The 22,508-nt window shown below is 68.1% G+C and carries 23 protein-coding genes and 1 tRNA gene; 8 read left to right on the forward strand and 16 right to left on the reverse strand.

All coding sequences use genetic code 11. The features are described from left to right. Window positions 1–22: 22 nt before the first annotated feature. The 7 genes from DW307_RS15950 to DW307_RS15980 are packed head-to-tail and all read right to left on the reverse strand — an operon-like array spanning window position 23 to window position 4,506. Window positions 23–463 carry a pilus assembly protein TadG-related protein gene (locus tag DW307_RS15950; protein WP_046398939.1) on the reverse strand — a complete coding sequence of 147 codons (441 nt, stop codon included), beginning with the start codon at window positions 461–463 and terminating at the stop codon, window positions 23–25. Next, window positions 460–915 carry a hypothetical protein gene (locus DW307_RS15955; RefSeq protein ID WP_021199793.1) on the reverse strand — a complete coding sequence of 152 codons (456 nt, stop codon included), beginning with the start codon at window positions 913–915 and terminating at the stop codon, window positions 460–462. Before DW307_RS15955 ends, DW307_RS15950 begins: the two co-directional genes overlap by 4 nt. Continuing rightward, entirely contained in the window at window positions 884–1,285 is a 402-nt protein-coding gene (locus tag DW307_RS15960; protein ID WP_136025198.1) for a TadE/TadG family type IV pilus assembly protein, read from the reverse strand. Before DW307_RS15960 ends, DW307_RS15955 begins: the two co-directional genes overlap by 32 nt. 1 nt (window position 1,286) lies before the next feature. Further along, window positions 1,287–1,499: a hypothetical protein gene (locus tag DW307_RS15965; RefSeq protein WP_136025199.1), complete on the reverse strand. Its 213-nt coding sequence runs from the start codon at window positions 1,497–1,499 to the stop codon at window positions 1,287–1,289. A 21-nt stretch (window positions 1,500–1,520) separates the two neighbouring features. Next, entirely contained in the window at window positions 1,521–2,459 is a 939-nt protein-coding gene (locus DW307_RS15970) for a type II secretion system F family protein (RefSeq protein WP_136025200.1), read from the reverse strand. Next, window positions 2,456–3,313 (reverse strand): type II secretion system F family protein, encoded by an 858-nt coding sequence (locus DW307_RS15975; protein WP_136025201.1) that lies wholly within the window; start codon window positions 3,311–3,313, stop codon window positions 2,456–2,458. The genes DW307_RS15970 and DW307_RS15975 overlap by 4 nt, the downstream gene beginning before the upstream one ends. Beyond that, entirely contained in the window at window positions 3,310–4,506 is a 1,197-nt protein-coding gene (locus tag DW307_RS15980; protein ID WP_136025202.1) for a CpaF family protein, read from the reverse strand. The genes DW307_RS15975 and DW307_RS15980 overlap by 4 nt, the downstream gene beginning before the upstream one ends. A gap of 139 nt (window positions 4,507–4,645) precedes the next feature. Here DW307_RS15980 and DW307_RS15985 point away from each other — a divergent pair. Further along, window positions 4,646–4,727 (forward strand) — tRNA-Leu (locus DW307_RS15985). Between the two features lie 97 nt (window positions 4,728–4,824). Further along, on the forward strand, window positions 4,825–5,604 hold the full coding sequence (locus DW307_RS15990; RefSeq protein WP_168441054.1) for a DedA family protein: 780 nt from the start codon (window positions 4,825–4,827) through the stop codon (window positions 5,602–5,604). A gap of 36 nt (window positions 5,605–5,640) precedes the next feature. Here the strand turns inward: DW307_RS15990 and ku are convergent, their stop codons facing one another. Beyond that, complete coding sequence (gene ku / locus DW307_RS15995) at window positions 5,641–6,450, reverse strand: non-homologous end joining protein Ku (RefSeq protein WP_029265674.1); 810 nt, start codon at window positions 6,448–6,450, stop codon at window positions 5,641–5,643. A 170-nt stretch (window positions 6,451–6,620) separates the two neighbouring features. Between ku and ligD the strand changes: the two genes are divergently transcribed. Next, a complete protein-coding gene (gene ligD, locus DW307_RS16000) occupies window positions 6,621–8,582 on the forward strand; it encodes a non-homologous end-joining DNA ligase (protein WP_136025203.1) in 1,962 nt (653 codons plus the stop codon). A 17-nt stretch (window positions 8,583–8,599) separates the two neighbouring features. Here the strand turns inward: ligD and DW307_RS16005 are convergent, their stop codons facing one another. From DW307_RS16005 to murI, 4 genes are all read right to left on the reverse strand, one after another. Continuing rightward, window positions 8,600–9,520, reverse strand: coding sequence for a cation diffusion facilitator family transporter (locus tag DW307_RS16005; RefSeq protein ID WP_029260589.1), 921 nt, complete (start codon window positions 9,518–9,520; stop codon window positions 8,600–8,602). A gap of 103 nt (window positions 9,521–9,623) precedes the next feature. Then, a complete protein-coding gene (gene rdgB / locus DW307_RS16010) occupies window positions 9,624–10,223 on the reverse strand; it encodes an RdgB/HAM1 family non-canonical purine NTP pyrophosphatase (RefSeq protein WP_029265679.1) in 600 nt (199 codons plus the stop codon). Further along, a complete protein-coding gene (rph, locus tag DW307_RS16015) occupies window positions 10,220–10,957 on the reverse strand; it encodes a ribonuclease PH (RefSeq protein ID WP_029260587.1) in 738 nt (245 codons plus the stop codon). The genes rdgB and rph overlap by 4 nt, the downstream gene beginning before the upstream one ends. A gap of 52 nt (window positions 10,958–11,009) precedes the next feature. Continuing rightward, complete coding sequence (gene murI, locus DW307_RS16020; RefSeq protein ID WP_021199673.1) at window positions 11,010–11,840, reverse strand: glutamate racemase; 831 nt, start codon at window positions 11,838–11,840, stop codon at window positions 11,010–11,012. Between the two features lie 63 nt (window positions 11,841–11,903). On the opposite strand from murI, the gene DW307_RS16025 reads away from it, so the two are divergent. Further along, the gene (locus tag DW307_RS16025) at window positions 11,904–13,229 is read left to right on the forward strand and encodes a nicotinate phosphoribosyltransferase (RefSeq protein ID WP_021199674.1); all 1,326 of its coding nucleotides are present in this window, start codon (window positions 11,904–11,906) and stop codon (window positions 13,227–13,229) included. 2 nt (window positions 13,230–13,231) lie between these two features. Here the strand turns inward: DW307_RS16025 and DW307_RS16030 are convergent, their stop codons facing one another. The 3 genes from DW307_RS16030 to DW307_RS18315 are packed head-to-tail and all read right to left on the reverse strand — an operon-like array spanning window position 13,232 to window position 16,972. Beyond that, window positions 13,232–13,498: a DUF3039 domain-containing protein gene (locus DW307_RS16030; RefSeq protein WP_026049764.1), complete on the reverse strand. Its 267-nt coding sequence runs from the start codon at window positions 13,496–13,498 to the stop codon at window positions 13,232–13,234. 40 nt (window positions 13,499–13,538) lie between these two features. After that, window positions 13,539–15,104, reverse strand: coding sequence for a hypothetical protein (locus tag DW307_RS16035; RefSeq protein WP_021199675.1), 1,566 nt, complete (start codon window positions 15,102–15,104; stop codon window positions 13,539–13,541). Next, entirely contained in the window at window positions 15,080–16,972 is a 1,893-nt protein-coding gene (locus tag DW307_RS18315; RefSeq protein ID WP_240750723.1) for an ABC transporter ATP-binding protein, read from the reverse strand. Before DW307_RS18315 ends, DW307_RS16035 begins: the two co-directional genes overlap by 25 nt. Before the next feature lie 249 nt (window positions 16,973–17,221). On the opposite strand from DW307_RS18315, the gene DW307_RS16045 reads away from it, so the two are divergent. The 4 genes from DW307_RS16045 to DW307_RS16060 all read left to right on the forward strand — a co-directional run bounded on the left by DW307_RS16045 (window position 17,222) and on the right by DW307_RS16060 (window position 20,845). Continuing rightward, window positions 17,222–17,914: a phosphocholine cytidylyltransferase family protein gene (locus DW307_RS16045; protein WP_017828502.1), complete on the forward strand. Its 693-nt coding sequence runs from the start codon at window positions 17,222–17,224 to the stop codon at window positions 17,912–17,914. Window positions 17,915–17,993: 79 nt separating this feature from the next. Then, window positions 17,994–18,932, forward strand: coding sequence for a hypothetical protein (locus tag DW307_RS16050; protein ID WP_136025204.1), 939 nt, complete (start codon window positions 17,994–17,996; stop codon window positions 18,930–18,932). Window positions 18,933–19,013: 81 nt separating this feature from the next. Beyond that, the gene (locus DW307_RS16055; protein ID WP_373695373.1) at window positions 19,014–20,603 is read left to right on the forward strand and encodes an acyl-CoA carboxylase subunit beta; all 1,590 of its coding nucleotides are present in this window, start codon (window positions 19,014–19,016) and stop codon (window positions 20,601–20,603) included. Window positions 20,604–20,650: 47 nt separating this feature from the next. Next, window positions 20,651–20,845, forward strand: a complete 195-nt coding sequence (locus DW307_RS16060) for an acyl-CoA carboxylase subunit epsilon (RefSeq protein WP_036271958.1) — start codon at window positions 20,651–20,653, stop codon at window positions 20,843–20,845. A gap of 341 nt (window positions 20,846–21,186) precedes the next feature. Here DW307_RS16060 and DW307_RS16065 read toward each other — a convergent pair whose 3' ends face one another. Continuing rightward, window positions 21,187–22,386 carry an ROK family transcriptional regulator gene (locus tag DW307_RS16065; RefSeq protein ID WP_136025267.1) on the reverse strand — a complete coding sequence of 400 codons (1,200 nt, stop codon included), beginning with the start codon at window positions 22,384–22,386 and terminating at the stop codon, window positions 21,187–21,189. Window positions 22,387–22,508 lie beyond the last annotated feature (122 nt).

Raw genomic sequence — 22,508 nt, forward strand, 5'->3', positions numbered from 1 at the left:
GGCCGGTCACCACAGGGGCCGGTCACCGCAGGGCGGTGCGACTCGTGGCGGTCGACTCCAGCGGGACGCCGTCGGGCACGAACACGGACACCAAGGGCGGACGCCACTCCGCCGTGACGGTGACTCGTGCGGTGACGCCGTCAGGCGTGCCTGCGGCGGTGATCGACGCCTCCCCCGGCAACGCGGACACCATCGCCTCGGCTTGCTGCTCGACGCCGTCATCCGTGAGTTCGGCACGCACGCTGCCGTCGCGCACCGCCAGGGTGAAGCCGTCCGCTCCGGCGAGCGCGGCGGAATCGGCGAGCGCATCCAACCGCTTCTGGGCGATGTAGAGATCGGTCGCGCAGACGCACACGAAGATCACGGCCAGAGCCAGAAGCACGTAGCCGAGGGTGAGGAGCAGCACACTCCCCTCTTCGTGGTCGCCGACGGCGCCCGTCCCTGTCCGGGACAGGTCTCTCATTCTGCGCCCCACAGTCGCGACACCTTCTGCACCGCTTCGGCTTGCACGGGGACAGCGGTCGAGCGATCGAGTCCGAGCATCTCCGGCACCAATGGAAGTCGCACCGACGTGGTGACGGTGACGACGATGGTCGCCCCGGCTGACGGGCACTCGACCGCGCGTGGGGTGCAGGCGATCGTCAGATTCACCGCTTCCTCATCCAGACCGTACTCGTCCACGATCCCCGCCAGCACCGCATCGCTCCTCTCCGCCGCCGTCGTCGCATCGGGTGCGCGCGCGACGACACGGGCGACGTGCCGTGCTGCTGCCTCGGCTCCGAGCGTCTGTTCCTGGATCGCACCGAGCGCGATCACGAGATAGATGAGCGGCACGAGAAGGATCACCCCCACCGCGATGAACTCGAGCGCGGCTGATCCCTCGTCATTCTTCTCCGAAAGTCTCGGCAGGTGCACGAGCCTCCACCTCCATCGCGAAGGGGAGGCCGATCAGTCCGAGCAGCGGAAACGTCGTGCGGACCCGGACGTCGACCGTCTCGTACGGCGGGGCGCCGGAGACGCCGATTCGGATGTCCTCGGCGTAGTCCGCCCCCACCGCTCGCGAGATCACGTCTCTGGTGCGTGCGATGCCCTCCTCCGGGGTCGTATCGGCGAGAGCCGCGTGGTAGGCGCCTTCGACGGCAGCGTCGTGCACCACGTTGCGCACGTACACCGCGAAGGCGAGCTGCAGCACAGCGAGTGTGAGGGCGGTGAGGAGCGTTCCGACCAGCACGAACTCCACCGGGCTGGAGCCGCGATCATCCGCGCAACCACTCCGGTCCTCCATGTCAGAGCCCCGAGACCCTCTGGATCGCCTGCTCGAACAGCGAGGTCAGAGCAGGACCGGCGACGGCCCAGATGAGCACCACCAATCCCGCGGTCATCAACGTGACGAGCACCCATCCGGGAACATCACCCGTTTCGTCGTCGATAAAGGCGCGGAACCGGGGTGCGGCGTCATGCCAGGGGCGTCGCCGCTGCTCCTGCGTTCGTGCGGTCATGGTGGTCCTTTCGTCGTGCGGTCAGCCGATGCCGAGCCGGAGGATGAACAGCCCTGGATACACGGCGAAGAGCACCGAGAGCGGAAGGATCAGGAAGACGAGCGGGAGAAGCATCAGGATCTCTTTGCGTCCCGCCTGCTCGATCAGCACACGTTTCGCGTCTTCGCGCGCATCACCCGCCTGAGCGTGCAGTACCGCGGCGAGGGGCGCACCATGCTCGAGCGCCGCGATCACCTGGTCGACGACGCGCGACAGTTCGGGAAGCTGGAGGCGTCGCGCCATCTCGTGCAGTGCGTCGGCCAGCGGCGAGCCCGTGCCGACCGCGAGCACCACCTGGCGCAGTTCAGCAGTGAGTTCGCCGGAGCCCACGTCGGCCACCCGACGCAGAGAATCGAGGAACCCCTCACCTGCGGAGAGGCACAGAGCCAGGAACTCGAGAGTCGTCGGGAGCTCGTCGGTGAGTCGCACCCGGCGAGCCTTGGCCCTCACAGAGAGCTGAAGGTCGTACGCAGCGGCGGCAGCCGCCCCGCAGAGCATCGGCATCACACTCGTCGGCACCGTCAGCCGTCCGGCCAGCGCGAGCACGGTCAGCACGACTGCGCCCACACCGATCCCGGCGAGGCCCCAGCCCAGTTGCCGACCACGGAACGATGCGGGGCTCGTGCGCACACCCGCCTGCGCGAGGCGCTGGCGGAGAGCCTCTCCCCCGCCGACCAGCCTCTCGAAAGCGCCCCGCGCACGCTCCCACAGCGTCCGCCCGCTCGTGGGAAGTGATCCCACCGCGGGGAGGACACCTCGGGGCAGGTAGTCGTCAGCGACGACATCGCGCACATACGGCCCGATCCGCACGACGAGAGATGCCGCTCTCCAGCGCGGAAGCACGGAGAGGATGCTCAGCATCCCCGCAGCGAAGCCGCACCCGATCAGAACCGCGATCGCGAGCGCCGAGACCCCGTTCACCCGAACCACCGCCGCGGCTCAGGAAGCCTGCCGATGCGGACCATGATGTGAAACGCGACCACCGACACCGCTGCTCCCAGGCAGATCACGAGCATCCCTTCGGGAGTGCCGTACGCTGCTGCTCCCTCAGGCCGGAGAACGAGCAGCCCCATGATCACCCAGGGGGCGATCGCGCCGAGGACGGCCGCGCCCCGGATCCATGACTGGCGAGCCTCGACTTCGCCCCGCAGGGCGGCATCCGCCCGCACCGAACTCGACAGCGCGCGCAGCACACTGATCAGTTCCGTGCCGCCGACCTGACGCGCCATCCGCAATGTCTCGGCGATGCGATCGCCGACGGGGTCGGCCAGCGTGGATTTGAGTCGGTCGAGGCTGGTCTCGAATCTGCCGCTCGCACGCAGATCCCTCGCGAACACGACGAATGCCGGTCTCAGCGTCTTCGGCGCGGACTCCGCCAGGCTCGCCACTGCGTCGGGGAGCGACAGGCCCACGCGGATCGCCGCGATCAGAAGATCGCACACGTCCGGCCAGAGCTGTCGCCGCAACCGTCGCAACCGCGCTCGGCGCCCCCGCAACAACACGATGGGTGCGACGGCTCCCGCGACGCCCGCCAGCAGCGCGAGTACGGCGATCCCGGTCAGGAGCCAGGCGACCGATGCGGCTATCAGTCCGGCCGCGGTGACGATGACGAGGAGCGCGCGCCGGGAGAGCCGGTCGAAGCCGGCCTCCTCGATCAGGCGGACGAGTCGCCCTCGCCGGGTGGCCACCTCGGCCGCGTCCGATCGCGGCCACATCCAGGGCGACAGGCACAGAAGCACCCCGGCCGCGAGGAGGGCGCCGACGAAAACTGTCACGACACGATCCCGATCAGGCGTGGCTCGCTGCGGCCGGTGCCGATGCCGTCGCTCGTTGGCGCACCTGCCCGATAGACGCTCCTGGTCTGCAGCCGTCCTCCGGCGAGGCCGCCGGTCGGCGCGATGATCTCCTGCACGTGTCGCTGCCCCGCGCGGTCCCTGGCGCAGTGCACGACCAGGTCGACAGACGCGGCGAGTGCAGGGGCGACGAACTCACGATCGATGTTCCGCCCGGCCAAGAGTGGAAGGATCGTGAGCTTCTCGATGGCCTCGGCCGCAGAATTCGCATGCACGGTGCATGCGCCCGGCACCCCGGTGTTGAGCGCGAGGACCAGATCGAGAGCTTCCGCGTCGCGGACCTCGCCGATCACGAGACGGTCCGGTCGCATACGCAACGCCTCCTTCACCAGCCTGCGCAACGTGATCTCCCCGGTCCCCTCGAGGCTCGCCTGTCGCCCCTGCAGCGCGACGAGATCGGGCCCGTCCACAGCCAGTTCGAACGTCTCCTCCACCGTGACGATGCGTTGAACGTCTGCGCACGAGGCCAGCAGCGCGCCGAGCATAGTGGTCTTCCCCGCGTGCGTGGCGCCGGAGACGATCACGCTCTTGCCGTCGTTCATGGCCACCCGCAGCAGCTCGGCGACATCGGCGGGCATCATCCCCTGCGCGGCGAGCGCTCCGAGAGATCGGTACTTCGGCAGGAACTTGCGGATGTTGACCGCCCACGAGCCCCTCACCACATCAGCGATCGCCACATGCAGACGGGACCCGTCCGGCAGCGAAGCATCCACGAACGGCTGGCTGATGTCGACCCGCCGACCGGTCGACTGCAGCATGCGCTCGACGACGTCGCGCACGGTCCCTTCGTCGAGACGAAGGGTCGTCCGCTCGGCCGTTCCCTCTCGCGCGACGTGCACGTGTCCCGTTCCGTTGAGCCAGATCTCCTCGATCTCCGGATCGTCGAGCAGCGGTTGCAGCGCACCGAATCCGCTGAGCGACGCCATGACCTCTCTCACACACGCCGCTTCATCGTCGATCAGGGCCTCGCCGCGAGCGAGGGCGAGATCGTCGTGACGCCGGACCTCCGCATGGGTGATCCGCCATGCCGCGTCCGGATCGACGGACGGATCGATGCCCTCGGCACGCAGACGCGACCGCACGCGCTCTGCGACAAGGGCGGACGGATGACTCACCCCGGCATCCTCGCAACAATCCGAGGCCTGCCTCGGAAGTTATCCACAGGCCTTCCCCGCGCCCGACTGTCGGCCGGCGCGGACTACGGGCTGATCCCCAGACATGCGGATTCGGTGATCAGTAGACTGATTCCACCGCGCGGGAGTGGTGGAATTGGCAGACACGCAGGATTTAGGTTCCTGTGCCCCAGGGCGTGTGGGTTCAAGTCCCACCTTCCGCACGAGAGACGACGACGATCTTTCTCCGGTCGTCACGACATCGCTCTGTTCTACCGCCGACCATTCACGACCGACGGGACTCCCCCAGTGCTCGAAACCATGCTGCACGCACCGACCGCTCTCATCCCCTGGCTCGATCCTGCGACGATCATCGGGACCGCCGGGCCGTGGGCACTGCTCGTGGTGTGCTTCATCATCTTCGCCGAGACCGGTCTGCTCGTCGGATTCCTGCTTCCCGGTGACACCCTCCTGGTGATCGCCGGCCTGCTCTCGCACCCGATCGCGGGCTCCGAGCACGGCGTCTTCGGCATCAACGTCTGGTGGGTCGCCCTCCTGATCGGCCTCGCGGCGTTCGTGGGCGGTGAAGTCGGATACGTCATCGGCCACAAGGGCGGACCGGCGGTCTTCGAGCGCAAGGAATCGGGCCTCTTCAGCAAGAAGAACGTCGAACGCACGAACGCGTTCTTCGAGCGCTTCGGCGGCATCACCGTGATCCTCGCGCGCTTCGTGCCGATCGTGCGGACCTTCGCCCCGGTCGCCGCCGGCGTCGGCCACATGCCGTGGCGCAAGTACACGCTCTACAACCTGATCGGTGCGGTCCTCTGGGGCTTCGGGCTCACGATGTTCGGCTACCTCATCGGGTTCATCCCGCCGGTCGCCGAGTTCGTGGAGAGCTACATCGACCTCATCCTGCTCGCGGCCGTCGGTGGCACCGCACTCGTCACGCTGTGGCACTACCTGTCCGAGCGCCACAAGGCGAAGAAGGCCGAGGCGGCGGGCGAAGACGTGGTCACCGATGCCGAGGAAGCGCAGGAGCTCGTGCTCGACGCCGACGTGTTCGACCGCGCCCCTGACCTGGACGGCGACGGCAAGCACTGATCGATCATCGGGTGCCGGTTCCTCGGCACCCGATGATCACCCCGCGTTCTTCGCGCGCTCTTCCTTCGAGCGCGCCACGCTCGCGCGCAGCGCCTCCATGAGGTCGATGACCTCGCCGCCCTCGGCCGCTTTCTCTGCTTCCCCGAAGGTCTCGGCCACGTCGAACGTGTCGCCCGCCTCGATCTTCGCGTCGATGAGGGTACGGAGCTCCTTCTGGTACTCGTCGACGAATGCCTCGGGGTCGAAGTCCGCCGAGTAGCTGTCGACGAGCGAGGCCGAGAGCTCCAGCTCCTTCTTCGAGATCCGCACGTCCTCGTCCAGCGAGGGGAACGCGGCTTCGCGCACCTCATCGGCCCAGAGCAGGGTCTGCAGCACGAGGACCTTCCCCCGCACCCGGAGCGCGGCGAGCCGTGTCTTCTGCCGAAGTGTGAAGCGCACGATCGCCGTGCGGTCCGTCTGTTCGAGCGTCTTCCGCAGCAGCACATACGCCTTGGGCGACTTCGAATCGGGTTCGAGGTAGTACGGCTTGTCGAGGGTGAGCAGGTCGACCTGCTCGGAGGGCACGAACTCGACGACGTCGATCTCCCGGCTCTTCTCCGCGGGGAGGGCGGCGAGGTCGTCCTTCGTCAGCACGACGGTCTGGCCTTCGTCGACGTAGGCGCGGTCGATGTCGGCGTACGCCACGGTCTCTCCGCAGACTTCGCAGGTGCGCTGATAGCGGATGCGCCCGCCGTCCTTCTCGTGCACCTGATGCAGCGGCACGTCGTGGTCCTCGGTCGCGGAGTACACCTTGACCGGCACATTCACGAGCCCGAACGTCAGTGCGCCCTTCCAGATCGTCCTCATCACACCAGTAGACACCAGTCACAGCCGTCACGACCAGCCCCTTGACGGCGCCAGCCCCTTGACGGCGCCAGCCCCTTGACGGCGCCAGCCCCTTGACGGCGCTACCCCTGGCGGCGCTACCCCTGGCGACGCTACCCCTGGCGATGCTGCGCCTTGACTACGCTGGCCCCATGGTCGCAGACGCGCAGATCGTGCAGGTCGACGGTCGTCGTCTGCGGGTGACGAACCTCGACAAAGTCGTCTACCCCTCCACCGGCACCACCAAGGGCGAGGTCATCGCCTACTACACGGCCATCGCTCCACTCCTGCTCCCCCTCCTCGCCGGGCGCCCCGTCACGCGCAAACGCTGGGTCGAGGGCGTCGGGACCGCGGATGCCCCGGCCGACGCCTTCTTCACGAAACAGCTCGAACCGGGCGCACCCTCGTGGATTCCTCGACAGGCGATCCAGCACTCGGACGGTCCGAAGGAATACCCCCTCGTCCAGGACATCCCGACTCTCGTGTGGCTTGCGCAGGTCGCCGCCATCGAGCTGCATGTGCCGCAGTGGCGCTTCTCCTCCGCGGGCCTTCCCGGCAACCCCGATCGACTCGTCCTCGATCTCGATCCCGGCCCTGGCGTGGGGCTGGCGCAGTGTGCCGAGGTCGCCCGCATCGCGCGCGTCCTCCTGTCCGGCATGGGGCTCGACCCTCTGCCGGTGACCAGCGGAAGCAAGGGCATCCACCTCTACGCGTCATTGCCCGGCGAGCAGACGAGCGACGAGGTCTCCGCCGTCGTCAAGGAGCTCGCACGGATGATCGAGAGCGATCACCCGGACCTCGCGACCAGCGTCATGGCGAAGGCGGTCCGAGGGGGAAAGGTGTTCCTCGACTGGAGCCAGAACAACGGCAAGAAGACCACCATCTCGCCCTACTCCCTCCGCGGACGTGCACAGCCCTGGGTGGCGGCCCCTCGCACGTGGGAGGAACTCGACGCCCCGGAACTCGCGCAGCTCGACCTCGACGAGGTGCTCGCGCGAGCCGCCGCGGGAATCGACCCGCTCGCGATGCTCCGCCCGCCGGCGACGACTCCGCTCCCGCAACCCGCGAAGACCCATCACTCCCATCGATATCCCCGAAGCTCTCCCGCCCCTGGCGCCGCTGTCGCCCCTCCGGCCACGGCGTCGATGGCGCCGATGCTCGCGGAGAACGGCACCCCCGGAGTGGCACGCGCACTGAGCGACCCCTCGTGGGTCGAGGTGAAGTGGGACGGCATCCGTGCGATGGGCACCTGGGCAGACGGGCGCATGCTGCTGCACGCGCGCCGCGGCACGGACATCACGGCCCGGTATCCCGAACTCACTGCTGACGGCGCGCCTTTCCTCCCCGTGGCGGACGCCGTCGTCGACGGCGAGATCGTCGCGTTCGACTCCCACGGCCGGCCGAGCTTCTCCCTCCTCCAGAACCGGATGCACCTCACCCGGCCACGGGAGATCGAACGCGAAGTGGTCCGTACCCCCGTCGTCTACATGCTGTTCGACCTGCTGCGTCTCGACGGACACGACCTCACCGGTATGACTCTGCGCGAACGCAGGACCCTGCTCGAGGAGCTGATCGACGATCTCGACGCCCCCGTGCAGATCCCTCCCGTGTTCGACGACGTGGACGCGGCACTCGCCGCGAGCAGGGAGTTCGGACTCGAGGGCGTCGTCGTCAAGGATCCTCAGTCGCGATACCGGCCAGGGCAGCGCTCCCCCTCGTGGCTGAAGCTGAAGCACACGCGGATGCAGGAGGCGGTGATCGTCGGTATCCGGCCAGGGAAGGGCGACAGGGAGAGCACGCTCGGATCTCTGCTGCTCGCCGTGCCCGATCCGGACCGAGGAACGGGCGGTCTCCGCTACGTCGGACGTGTGGGGACCGGATTCACCGACCGAATACTGCGCGACCTGCTCGCACGACTCGATCCGTTGCGCGTGGACGCTGCCCCACTCGACGGCGTCCCCGCGCTCGATGCCTCCGACGCCCTGTGGGTGCGTCCGGAAGTCGTGGGCGAGGTCGAGTTCGCGAACTGGACGCCCGACGGTGTGCTCCGCCATGCCCGTTGGCGGGGGCTCCGCCCGGACAAGAGCCCGCACGAGATCGCCGTCGAAAGCTGAGGTCAGGACCGGATCGCTCAGGCGTGTCGCGGTTCGCAGTCCGCCTGTTCCGCAGGCTCGATCTGGAAGGTCGAGTGCGCCACGTCGAAGTGGTCGGCGAGGCATGCCTGCATCTCGGTCAACAGCTGCGACGAGCGTCCGTCGGCGAACAGCTCCGGCTCGATGCTGACGTGGGCCGTGAACACCGGGGCCCCGCGGGTCAGCTGCCAGACATGGACGTCGTGCACCCCGACGACACCGTCGTAACCGAGCAGGTGGGTACGGATCTCGCTCACCGCCGTGCCCTTCGGCGCGGACTCGGCGAGAACCGAGAACACCTCCCGCAGCAGCGCGATGGCCCGGGGGATGATCATCGCCGCGATGAACAGCGAGGCGATGGCGTCGGCCGGCATCCATCCGGTGATGAGGATGACCGCGGCTGCCACGATGACCGCCACCGAACCGATCAGATCTCCCATCACCTCGAGGTACGCACCGCGCACGTTGATGCTGGTGCGCTGCGCACGACTCAACAGCCACATCGACACCGCGTTCGCGAGGAGCCCGACCACGGCGACGACCAGCATCAGCCCGCCGGCGACCTCGACCTCCCCCGGATTGATGAGTCGCCCGATCCCCTCGATCGCGACCCAGGTCGCGAGGGCGATCAGGATCACCGCGTTGATCAGCGCGCCGAACACCTCGGCGCGCTGATACCCGAAAGTGCGCCGGTCGTCGGCCGGACGTGCGGCGACGGTGGCGGCGATGAGGGCGATCACGAGACCGGACGCATCTGTGAACATGTGCGCCGCATCGGCGAGCAGCGCCAGAGAGCCGGAGAGCAGTGCGCCGACGACCTGCACGAGCATCACCGTCGCAGTGAGGGACAGCGAGATCGCGAGCAGGCGTCTGCTGCTCGCGGAACGGATGCCACCGGGGGCGGGTGCGTGATCGTGCATGCCCCCAGGCTAGACCGGGATCGAGGGCCGGAAGGCGGGTTCCGGCTAGTCGGGAAGGGTAACGATTCTCAGCTTCAGCAGCGGTTTCTCGCGGCCGCCGTGCTCAGAGCGCGGCAAGCAGCGGAGCCAGTTCCGCGAAGGCGCGCGCTCGGTGCGACTGCGCCTGCTTCTCATCGGAGGAGAGCTCACCCACCGACCGCTCCTCCCCTGCCGGCTGGCCGTCAGGGATGAAGATCGGGTCGTACCCGAAGCCGCCGGCGCCCGACGCCGTATGCGCCAGGCGACCCGGCCAGCGTCCTTCCACGACCTGCTCCCGGCCGTCCGGCAGCACGAGGGCGATCGTCGAGGTGAAGTGCGCGGAGCGGTGGGGGTCGGCGATGTCGTGCAGCTGGTCGAGCAGCAGCTCGAGATTCGCCGTCGCGTCCTTCTTCTGCCCCGCCCAGTAGGCGGAGAACACCCCCGGTGACCCGCCGAGCACGTCGACGCAGATACCTGAGTCATCAGCGAGCGCAGCGAGTCCTGTGTGAGCGGCGGCCGCTCGCGCCTTGATGAGCGCATTCTCGGCGAACGTCACGCCGTCTTCCACCGGCTCCGGACCGTCGTAGCCGACGATCTCGAGGTCGGGGCGTGTCTGCTCCACGATCTGTTGGAACTCCGCGACCTTGTGCGGATTGTGCGTCGCGAGAACGACTCGCATCGTCATTCCCCCTTCAACGCGGCGAGCTGCGTGCCCTTCAGGTCGGCGCATCCGGCCAGACCGAGCTCGAGCAGCGCATCCAGCTCCCGCTTGTCGAACGGTGCGCCCTCGGCTGTTCCCTGCACCTCGACGAAGAGCCCACGGCCGGTGACCACGACGTTCATGTCGGTCTCGGCGCGCACGTCCTCGACATATGCCAGGTCGAGCATGGGCTCGCCGTCGATGATCCCGACCGACACCGCCGCGACCGAGTCGAGCAGCGGCGTGGAGTTCTTGCCGATGAACTTCTTCTCCCGGCCCCATTCGATCGCGTCGGCGAGCGCCACGTACGCGCCGGTGATGGCCGCCGTGCGCGTGCCGCCATCGGCCTGCAGCACGTCGCAGTCGATGACGATCGTGTTCTCGCCGAGCGCCTTCGTGTCGACGACGGCCCGCAGCGCGCGCCCGATCAGTCGCGAGATCTCGTGGGTGCGACCGCCGATGCGGCCCTTGACGCTCTCTCGGTCGTTCCGGCTGTTCGTGGCGCGCGGGAGCATGGAGTACTCGGCCGTGACCCAGCCCTTGCCCTTGCCGGTCAGCCAGCGCGGGACGCCGTTGGTGAAGGAGGCGGTGCACAGCACCTTGGTGCCGCCGAAGCTGATCAATGCCGATCCCTCGGCGTGCGCGCTCCAACCGCGCTCGATCGTGATCTCACGAAGCTGATCGGTGGAGCGGCCGTCGACGCGGACGATTTCGGACATGTGCTTCTTTCAGGTCGGGATGGCGGAACGAATCGGAGCGACTCGATCCGGGTTACTCGAAAGCGATCTCGGGGAGGGTGATCACGCCGGTCTGGACCAGTTGCACGTCCCGGACCTCGCGGCCCATCAGGCGGTTGGCCAGCGCGGTGAAGTCGTCGGTCGAGGCGCCGGTGGCCTCGTACACGTAGCTGGCGGTGGCATCCGGCGACGCGAGCAGATCACCCCGGACGAGCTGGCGGTAGACGTCGCCTGCCGTCTCATCGTCGCTGGAGACGAGGGTGACGCCCTCTCCCATGACGTAGCTGATCGCGCCCCGAAGGAACGGATAGTGCGTGCAGCCGAGCACGAGTGTGTCGACCTCGGCGTCTCGAAGGGGCGCGAGATACTCCTCGGCGACCGCGAGCACCTCCGGGGTACCCGTGATCCCGGCCTCGACGAATTCGACGAAGCGCGGGCAGGCGGCGGTGAACACCTGCAGCCTCTCGTTGACCTCGAGCATGTCCTGGTAGGCGCGCGAACCGATGGTGCCGACAGTGCCGATCACACCGACTCGTCCGTTGCGCGTGGTGGAGACCGCGCGGCGCACCGCGGGGCCGATCACCTCGACCACCGGAACGTCGTAGCGCTCGCGAGCGTCGCGGAGCATGGCGGCGGAAGCGGTGTTGCACGCGATCACCAGCATCTTGACGCCCTGCTCGACCAGGGTGTCGAGCACTTCGAGGGAGTAGCGGCGCACGTCCGCGATGGGCTTCGGACCATACGGCGAGTGCGCGGTGTCGCCGATGTAGACGAACGACTCCCGGGGCAGCTGGGCGCGGATGGCTCGCGCCACCGTGAGCCCGCCGACACCGGAGTCGAAGATCCCGATCGGCGCGTCGTTCATGACTCCCCAGCCTACCCGCGCGGAACCCGCCGCGTGCATCGGCGCTCTCACTAAACTGAGCGCATGACCACGTCGACGGCGCTGCTCACCGACCGCTATGAGCTGACGATGCTCGCCGCTTCCCTGCGTGATGGGACGGCGTTCCGCCCCAGCGTCTTCGAGTTGTTCTCCCGACGGTTGTCCGGCGGCCGCCGTTTCGGTGTCGTCGCGGGCACCGGCCGCCTTTTGGGCCTCTTGCGCGACTTCCGCTTCGGCGACGACGAACTGCGGTTCCTCAGAGATGAGAACGTCGTGGATGCCGCGTCCATCGCTCACCTCGAGAACTATCGGTTCACCGGATCCATCCGCGGCTACCGCGAAGGCGAGCTGTACTTCCCGGGCTCTCCGATCCTCACAGTCGAGGGCACGTTCGCCGATGCCGTGGTGCTCGAGACTCTCGCGCTGAGCGTGCTCAACCACGACTCCGCCGTCGCCACCGCCGCATCGCGCATGAGCATCGCCGCCGGCGAACGTCCGCTGGCCGAGATGGGCTCCCGCCGGGCCGCCGAGCGCTCGGCCGTCGCCGCAGCCCGAGCCGCATACATCGCCGGTTTCGGGGCGACCAGCAATCTCGAGGCCGGACGACGCTGGGGCATCCCCACGATGGGCACCGCCGCGCACTCCTGGACGCTGCTGCACGACACAGAGGAGGAAGCCTTCCGCTCCCAGGTCGCGAGCATGGGCACCGGAACGACGCTGCTCGTCGACACGTACGACATCCGCACGGGTGTCGAGACGGCGATCCGCGTCGCCGGCACGGAGCTCGGCGGCGTCCGGATCGATTCCGGTGACCTCCCGATCGTCGCGGGCGATGTCCGCGCGCAGCTCGACGAACTCGGTGCGACGTCGACACGCATCACCGTGACCAGCGACCTCGACGAGTATGCGATCGCCGCCCTCGCCGCCTCGCCCGTCGACGCCTACGGGGTCGGAACGTCGGTCGTCACCGGGTCCGGGTATCCGACCGCCAGCATGGTCTACAAGCTGGTGGCGCGCCAGGATGCCGAGGGGTCCTGGATCGGCGTCGCGAAGGCGTCCGCCGACAAGGCATCGCATGGCGGACGCAAAGCAGCGTTCCGCACCCTGGTCGACGGCGTCGCCACCGCAGAGACGGTCGTCGTGTCGGACGGCTTCGAAGATCTCGACACTGCGGCCGAGCACCCCGACGGCCGCCCGCTGCAGGTGACGTTCGTCGAGGCAGGCGAGATCGACTCCTCGTACGAGGGAGTCGACGGCACGGCAGCGGCACGCGCTCATCATCTGCGTGTGCGCGAAGAGCTCCCGGTACGTGCGCTCGCTCTCAGCAAGTCCGACCCGGCGATTCCCACCGTGTATCTCGAAGCCGACTGAGGTCAGCCGATCATCGACTCGTAGATCTCCTTGCATGTGGGGCAGATCGGGAACTTCTCCGGGTCACGGCCCGGGGTCCACTTCTTGCCGCACAGCGCGCGCACCGGCTTGCCGGTGATCGCGGACTCGAGGATCTTGTCCTTCTTCACGTAATGCGAGAAGCGCTCATGGTCACCCGGTTCGAGATTCTCCTCGCGGAGGAGCTCTTCCAGTTCGCGATCAAGCGTTGCCACGCCGCCCTGATCGGGGCTGTCCAGCGGAGTACTCATCCCGTGAGTCTAGCGGCGTCGAACGCCCAGCGGGCGGTCCTCACGCGGTCTCGACGAACTCCATCAGGCGCTCTCCACTGCGCTCGAAGATGCGACCGCCGACGACGGCTCCGGCTGCCGCGGTCACGAGACCGACGAGAAGCCCGACCCAGAAGGTCGCCGGAGCGTACGCCGAACCGTCGAGAATCGTCGCTGCGAACAACCAGATGGTCGGCACGCTCAGCACGATGGCGCCGAGCAACGCCGCTGCAGGACCGTACGCCCCGCGAGAGGTCGGTCGCTGCGGCTGCTGGAACGGACTGTCACCAGGCCGCGAGACCGCATACGGAGCCACGACCGAGACGATGCTCGAGACGCCGAGCGCGCAGAACAGCAGACTGGCCGCCAAGCCGCCCAACGGCAGCAGCAGACTCCAGTCCCCGATCAGCGCGAGTGAGAGCGGAACCGCGATGGCGAGAACGGGGATGGCGACGAGCAGCACAGGAACGAGACGCCCGAGACGATCAGGAAGCCCCCGGACGCCACTCGCGACGTGGGTCCACAATGCCGTCGAGTCGTAGGCGACGTCGTTGTGCGGCAGCCACCCGAAGAACAGCGCCATCACCGGCACGGGCACGAGCGCGGCGATCTCCAACGGGACTCCGGCCACGACGAGCGGGAGCATCGAGAGCACGCCGGCCACGGGGACGACGATGATGTTCATGATGTAGCGACGGTCACGAAGCCAATACACGAGGCTTCGCGCCGCGATCGCACCGAAGGCGTTCGACGGCAGCAGCCCGAACCACCCGAGTCCGGTGCGCTCGCGCAAGGCGACCGGACGCTCGGTCGTGGTCAGTAGACGCCGGACGAGCCACGTCCACACCATCCAGAGGAGAGCGACGGTGAGCACCACGATGACACCGCTGATCCACGCGGAAGCGGTCGCACCGGCCGCGGAATCGAAGAGGAAGGCGGGGGCAGCAGCGAACGGGCTGTAGCCGAACACGCTCGACAGGGTCGCCAGAGACGGGGGCACGAGACCGTCCCAACGAAGCGATCCGAAGAAGACCGCGACAGGGAAGGCGACCACGATCAACGCGAGTGCGAACAGCGCCGTGAGCTCGCGGGAGCGGCGCTCGGGAAGGAGCAGTGCATTGAGGGCCATACCGATCCGCGAGACCAGCATCGTGGTCAGGACACCGGCGATCGTCACCAGCACAGCCAGAGGCCAGGGCGTGCCTGCTCCGATCGCGACGATGCAGACACTGATGTAGACGGCGAGAAGCGCCATGCTCGGCACGCTGACGAAGGCGGCCAGTGCCAGCACCCAGGGCATCTGGCGATCATCGACGCCGAAGACCGCGAAGCGTCTCGGGTCGAGCTGATCGACGGCCCCGACGAGGATCGGGCCGACGAGGAATCCGATGAGAAGGGCCGCGCCACCGAGCACCGTGACCGCGCGGGCCACCGGTACAGAGGCTGCGGCAAGGCTGAACACGGCGACGCACACCGCGGCGGTGACCGCGACCACCGCGACGAACGAGACGATCGATCGAACCCGACGATCGCCGCGCAGGGAACCGAGAAGAAGCGCGAGTCTCAGTCGGAGAACGTGTGCAGCCACTCGAGCCCCTCCACCTCTCCGCTGGTGCCGGCGAGTTCCACGAAGCGCGCTTCGAGCGTCTGACCCGCGCGCACCTCGTCGATCGTCCCCTCGGCGAGCACTTCACCGCCGACGATGATCGCGACGCGCGAACACACGCGTTCGACGAGATCCATGCCGTGGCTGGAGAGGATCACCGTGCCGCCGTGCGACACATAGGCGCGGAGGATGTCCAGGATGACCGCCGACGAGACGGGGTCCACCGACTCGAACGGCTCATCGAGGACCAGCACGCGCGGCGAATGGATCATGGCCCCTGCGAGCATGATCTTCTTCGTCATGCCTGCCGAGTAGTCCGAGACCACGCGGCCGAGGGCATCGCCCAGATCGAAGGCACGAGCGAGGTCGGCCGCGCGCTTCTCGATCACATCCGCGGCGAGGCCGCGCAGCAACCCGTAGTAGTAGAGCAGTTGCCGACCGGTGAGGCGGTCGAACGTGCGCAACCGATCGGGGAGCACACCCATCAGCCTCTTCGCCGCGAGCGGCTTCTTGGCCTGGTCGACACCGCAGATGACGACGCTGCCCGCGTCGGCGCGGAGAAGCCCGGCGACGATCGAGAGCGTCGTGGTCTTGCCGGCACCGTTGGGCCCGACGATTCCGTAGAACGACCCCGCGGGCACGGTCAGGTCGATGCCGTCGACCGCGCGGTTGTCGCCGAACTGCTTCACGAGCCCGCGGATGCTGATCGCCTCGCCGGCGGAGAGGACCTCACCGGGCTCCACGGCATCGGAAGCTGCGTCGTCGGACTCCCCGACCGCCTGGATGGAATCGCTCGACTCCACCTCGGACGGATCGCCGACGGGCGTCTCCGTCTCGAGAAGTTCCGCACTGACAGATTCCTCGACAGGCTCCGCAGCGAGAGGCGGCACCGAGGCGGGCGCGGGCGCAGGCTCTGCGGCGGGCACGGGCTCCGCGACAGACCCGGTCGGCGCCGCAGCGGAGGCGGCCGGAGGAACGGTCTCGACGACCGGTTCGGTCTCGATCACGGGAGAGGCCGCAAGAGGAGCGGCCGCGACGGGCGGAACTTCGGGTGCGGTCACCGCCGTCTCCGCGGCCGCCTTCGCCTCCTCTGCGGCCTTCTTCGCCGCCGCCTTCTTCGCGGCCGCCATCTTGGCCGCCGTGGCCTTCGCGGCTGTGGTCTTCGCGGCAGCCGAGCGCGCCGTGGTCTTCGCCGCAGCCGCCTTGGATGCAGCGGCCTTCGCCGCCGTCGTCTTGGCTGCCGTCGTCTTGGCTGCCGTCGTCTTGGCCGCGGCCGTCTTCGCAGCCGTCGTCTTCGCAGCCGCTGTCTTCGCAGCCGCTGTCTTCGCCGCCGTCGTCTTCGCCGCCGTCGTCTTCGCCGCCGTCGTCCTCGCAGCCGTCGTCTTGGCCGCGGTGGTCTTCGCAGCCGTGGCCTTCGCGTCGGCATTGCGCGCCGCGGCGGTGCTCCGGGCGGAGCTCGCGGTCGACGAGAGGTTCGCCGTCGAGCCGTTGACGGCCTTGACGAGCGGCTCGACCACGACATCCGCACTGGGAGCCGCTTTCTCGGCAGCAGCCTGCGTCCCGGACGTCGCTGCCGACGACTTCCCAGCCGACGACTTCGACACCGCGGCACTGCCGGCCTTCGAACCCGCGGAGGTGCTCGCGCTCGCAGGCTTCTTCACCGCGGGTTTCTTCGCGGCGGGCGTCTTCGCGGCGGGCTTCTTCACCGCGGGCGGTCGCGCCGACTTCTCGGCGGCGGATGCCGCGTCCGGACTCTGCTTCTTCGCCGGCGCGCGCTTCGCCGACGTCTTCTCTTGCGCGGTCTCGGTTTGGTCCACCTGGGCGGTGCGGTCGTCAGGGGAGGCAGTCACCGTCCTACGGTATCAACGGGTGCCTGTACGCCAAGGCCGCCGCGCAATAAACTGCCCTCGGATCGCGCATTTCCGCCGCGATCGCACGGGAGACGGAACCCTGTGCATCCGGTGTGTAGTCGGTCACGAAATGACAACAGGGGCCTCCCGGCCCTGAGCTTCCCAGGCGGAATCGATACCATGAACGCGGCACGACGAAGTGTCTGGTCGGTTAATCGACCGTGAACACAACTTCCTTTAGGAGCACTCGTGACTCTTCAGACCGTCATCCTCGCCGCCGGAATGGGCTCGCGCCTCGGCCGCGCGCTGCCGAAGCCGCTCACCGAACTGAGCGACGGCCGCACGATCATGGGCCAGCAGCACGACAACATCCGCGCCGCATTCGGTTCGGACGCCCGCATCACCACCGTCGTCGGCTACCGCGCCGAGACCATCATCGACGCGTTCCCGCAGGTCAACTACGTCCACAACGAGCGTTATGACGAGACCAACACCTCGAAGAGCCTCCTGCGCGCCCTGGGCGCGACCGGTCGCGGCGGAGTTCTCTGGATGAACGGCGATGTCGTCTTCGACCCGATGATCCTCGGCCGCGCACTCGAGTACATCGAGCGCGACCAGTCGTTCGTCACGGTGAACACCTCCAAGGTCAGCGACGAAGAGGTGAAGTACACGGTCACGGCCGAGGGCTTCATCAACGAGCTGTCCAAGACCGTCAAGGGCGGACTCGGCGAGGCCGTGGGAATCAACTACATCTCCTCCGCGCACAAGAAGGCGTTCATGCGTCAGCTGCAGCGCGTCGAGGACCAGGATTACTTCGAGCGCGGCCTCGAGCTCGCGATCGCCGAGGACGGCCTGCTGCTCGAGCCGATGGACGTGTCCGACCTGTACGCGGTCGAGGTCGATTTCGCGGAAGACCTGGAGCGTGCGAACCTCTTCGTCTGATCGCTCGACTCGAAAGCCCGGCCTCTCGGAGGGGCCGGGCTTTCGGCGTTTTCGCGGGCTGGCTCCATAGGATCGCACCATGGCTCCCAAGGTGCACAAGATCCATTCGCTCCCGGACGACGCTCCCTGGGACAAGGGCGTGCCCCCTGCCGGATCGGCGGAGCACCCAATGATGGTGCGGGGCCTCGACCGCGTGCTGTCGATCCAGCGCCCGCTCGTCCTGGCGCACATCCGGAGCATCCGCCTGCGCAATCCGCACGCATCGCCTGCGGAGATCATCCGCATCCTGGAGCGTCGCTACCTCGCAGCCGTGACGACGGGCGGAGCGGCGGTCGGCGCGACGGCGGTCGTCCCCGGGATCGGCACCGGCATCACGCTTGCGCTCTCCGGCGTGGAGACGGTCGGCTTCGTGGAGTCCACCGCTCTGTTCGCGCAGTCGGTCGCCGAGGTGCACGGGATCGCGGTCGCGAACCCGGATCGCGCCAGAGCGCTGGTGATGACGCTGATGCTCGGCAAAGAGGGCGTCGACCTCGTCGGACAGCTCGCCGGTCAGGTGGCCGGGCGTGGAGGAAGCAGATCGTCCTACTGGGGCGAGCTCGTCACGAAGTCGCTCCCCCGCGCCGCGGTCGGCCCCCTCGTCGATCAGCTCAAGAGCATGTTCGTGAAGCAGTTCGCGGCGAAGGGCGGCGCTTCGGTCATCGGCAAGGCACTCCCGTTCGGCATCGGCGCTGCGATCGGAGGCGCGGGGAACAACATCCTCGGCCGTCGCGTGCTGACGACGTCCCACAAGGCCTTCGGTGCCGCCCCGATGGACCTTCCCCTCGAGTTGGAACCCGTGCCCGGCGCCGAGAAGCTGGAGTTGCGGATGCTGCGAGGTGCCCGCTACGCGGGCAACGCGGTCGCGGGAGCGGCCGGCACGACCGTCCGCGGGGTGGAGTGGGCGGGACGCAAGGCCCGCTCGATCGGCCGCCGCCCCAAGACCGACCCGGAACTCGAGTCCGGTGAACCCGAGGGCTGAGCGCACTTCGCCAAAGGATCGGCCGCCCCGTTGTGGCGAGCATCCAACAGCCGGAGGCGAGCCGACGATAGGGTGGAATCCGTGACGGACAAGCCCGACCTCTTTACCACCGCCGGCAAGATCGCGGATCTGCGCGCTCGCTATACAGAAGCCGTCGTCGACGCGGAAGCGAAGGCGAAGGAGAAGCAGCACGCGAAGGGCAAGATGACCGCCCGCGAGCGCATCGAACTGCTCGTCGACCCCGGGAGCTTCGTCGAGTTCGACGAGTATGTGCGCCACCGCACCACGGCCTTCGGCATGGATCGTTCGCGACCGTACGGCGACTCGGTCGTCACCGGCGTGGGCACGATCAACGGCCGCACGGTCGCAGTGTACTCGCAGGATTTCTCCACCTTCGGCGGTTCGCTCGGCGAAGTCGCCGGCGAGAAGATCATCAAGATCATGGAGTTCGCCCTCGCCGGCGGGATGCCCTGCATCGGGATCCTCGACTCGGGGGGCGCGCGCATCCAGGAGGGCGTCGTCGCCCTCGGCAAGTACGGTGAGATCTTCCGCCTGAACACCCGCGCGTCCGGTGTGATCCCGCAGATCTCCATCATCATGGGGCCGGCTGCGGGCGGCGCGGTGTACTCCCCCGCCCTCACCGACTTCGTGATCATGGTCGACAAGACCAGCCAGATGTTCGTGACCGGCCCCGACGTGATCAAGACGGTCACCGGCGAGGACGTCGGAATGGAAGAGCTCGGCGGCGCCTACACGCACAACACCCGATCGGGCGTCGCGCACTACCTCGCCGAAGACGAGGACGACGCGATCGACTACGCCCGCACGCTCCTCAGCTTCCTGCCGGACAACAACATGGCGGAGCTTCCCACATACGAGAGCACCTTCGAGTTCGAGACGACCGACGCCGACCGCGCGCTGAACACGCTCGTCCCCGACTCGACCAACCAGCCGTACGACATCCACACCGTCATCGAGCACGTGGTCGACGAAGGCGACTTCCTCGAGGTCCAGCCGCTCTTCGCGCCCAACATCGTGATCGGCTTCGGACGCATCGAGGGCCGGTCGGTCGGCATCATCGCCAACCAGCCTTCGCAGATGGCCGGCACGCTGAACATCGAAGCCGGCGAGAAGGCGAGCCGCTTCGTACGCTTCTGCGACGCCTTCTCGATCCCGATCGTCACGCTCGTCGATGTCCCCGGCTACCTCCCCGGCACCGATCAGGAGTGGACCGGCGTCATCCGCCGCGGCGCGAAGCTGCTCTACGCCTACGCCGAGGCGACCGTGCCGCTGGTCACCGTCATCCTGCGCAAGGCTTACGGCGGCGCCTACATCGTGATGGGCTCGAAGCAGCTCGGTGCCGACGTGAACCTCGCATGGCCGACGGCCGAGATCGCGGTGATGGGCGGCCAGGGCGCGGTCAACATCCTGTATCGGGGCGAGATCAAGAAGGCGGAGGAGGCCGGCGAGGACGTCGCGGCCGTCCGCACCCGACTCGCGAACGAGTACACGTACAACGTGGCCTCCCCGTTCCTCGCGGCAGAGCGGGGCGAGCTCGACGGGATCATCGAGCCGGCCAACACCCGCGTCTCGATCGCGAAGGCGCTGCGCGCACTGCGTGGCAAGCGTGCCGAGCTGCCCCCGAAGAAGCACGGGAACATCCCGCTGTGACCGGGAATGACACGCAGGACCACGGCGCTTCGGGTTCGGAGACGCCGATGCTCGACATCACGCGTGGGACAGCTACGGAAGAAGAACTCGCCGCCCTCATCGCCGTGATCAGCGAGGCCTACGCGACGGAGGCGGCGGACGCCGTCGCCGAGGAGCCGTCTGTCTCGGCGTGGACGCGGACACAGCGTCCGCTCCGCCGTCCGCTGCGGCGTGACATCCCGTGGGGACGTTTCGCGGGCTGACAGCCACTGCGGAGCATGCGCCGGCTCCGGTGGCGCAGGAGTGCGTCTGCGTGATCCGCGAACCCTCCGCTTCACGAATCACGCAGACGATCGTCGCAGGACCCCCAGAGCCCCGCTCGGCGACGTTCCCCGTTGCCGCCTCACCCTTCCCGTGCAGGGTCGGGCGTCCACCCCGGCGCAGACCGGAGTCGCCTTCTCGACGTGCGACGGTGCCGAGCGCACGGGGAGACGGTGGACTCCACTCGTCTGGTCGTGGGGGAACGCCAAATACTACATCGAATCGACTTATAGTCGCAAAACCCGCAGCCTCGACCGCTGCCGGACGGCGTTTGGTCCGGAGATCAGCTCTCGAGCAGCAGGTCGGAGGCGCGAGGGCTGAGAACGGAATCGAGCACGACGCACGCGGCCCCCACGGCACCGACGTCGTCCCCGACGACGGTGCCATCGACGGGGAGAGTGCGCACCGCGCGGGTCGCACTCGCGTGATCGAGCCTGCCGGGAACCTCTCGGAGGTACACATCGGCGAGCCGTGACCAGAAGGGACCTCCGAACACGACCCGATCCACATCGAGCATGTTCGTCAGAGCCGCCGTCAGCACCGTGATGTGTGCCGCTGCCTGTCGCAGAACCTCGACAGCCGCGGCATTCCCGTCCGCCGCGTGCTCACACAGTCGGCTGAATCTCGCATCGACTGCCGCAGCATCGGACGCCTGGTGGGCGTCGTCGAACACTCCCGCGCGCTCAGCCCGTTCGACGATCGCCTGCGGGGTGCAGACGACCTCCACGCACCCTCGGGACCCGCACCAGCATGAGGGCCCGTCGGGGTCGACGATGATGTGCCCGACCTCGCCGATGTTGCGTGTGCTCCCGCGGACCGCCTCGCCGTCTCTCGCCAGGGCGGCGCCGATGCCGATCCCCAGGTAGACGAACACGAAGGAGTCGTCGGCCGACTCGCGTCGTGTCCACAGCTCTCCGACCGCGGCCGACGTCGTGTCCTTCTCCAGCACCACCGGCATCCCCGTCATCTCCGCCAGCACCGCGCGCAGCGGCACACGATGCCACCCGGCGAGCTTCGGCGGGTCGATGACCGTGCCCTTCTCGGCGTCGAGCGGACCGGGAGCCGCGACTCCCACCCCTGCGATCCGCGAACGATCCACACCGGACTCCGCGATCAGGGCATCGATCGTCTCCGCCATGGTCTCCACGATCCGGAGCGGATCATCGGCCGGCGTGCGCACACTCCGGCGTCTGACGATGGCGCCGGACAGGTCGAGCAGCACGAACGTCATCAGGGCGGGATCGAGGTGCACGCCGACCGCGAAGCGGCTGTCGGCGACGAGCCGCAGGGTCACGCGCGGCTTGCCCGGTCCATTGATCGTGCGGCCGGCCTCTCGGATGAAGCCGTCATCGAGCAGTCGCCGAGTGATGTTGGTGACGGTCTGCGCCGACAGCCGGGTCGCGGTCGACAGCTCGATCCTGCTCAACCCCTCTCCTGATTGGCGGATCGCCTCCAGGATCACGGACTGGTTGAAGTCGCCCATACGCGGAAGATTGGTGCCACGACGCGTTGCCATCGTCCAATGATCCCCCATCGACGGGAAAATCGTGTCCCCCGAAATGCCGAATCTTGTCCCCCAAAATACCTACAGACAATGTTTGCGGA

The sequence above is a fragment of the Microbacterium sp. K27 genome, assembly GCF_004794435.1.
Lineage (GTDB): Bacteria > Actinomycetota > Actinomycetes > Actinomycetales > Microbacteriaceae > Microbacterium > Microbacterium maritypicum_A.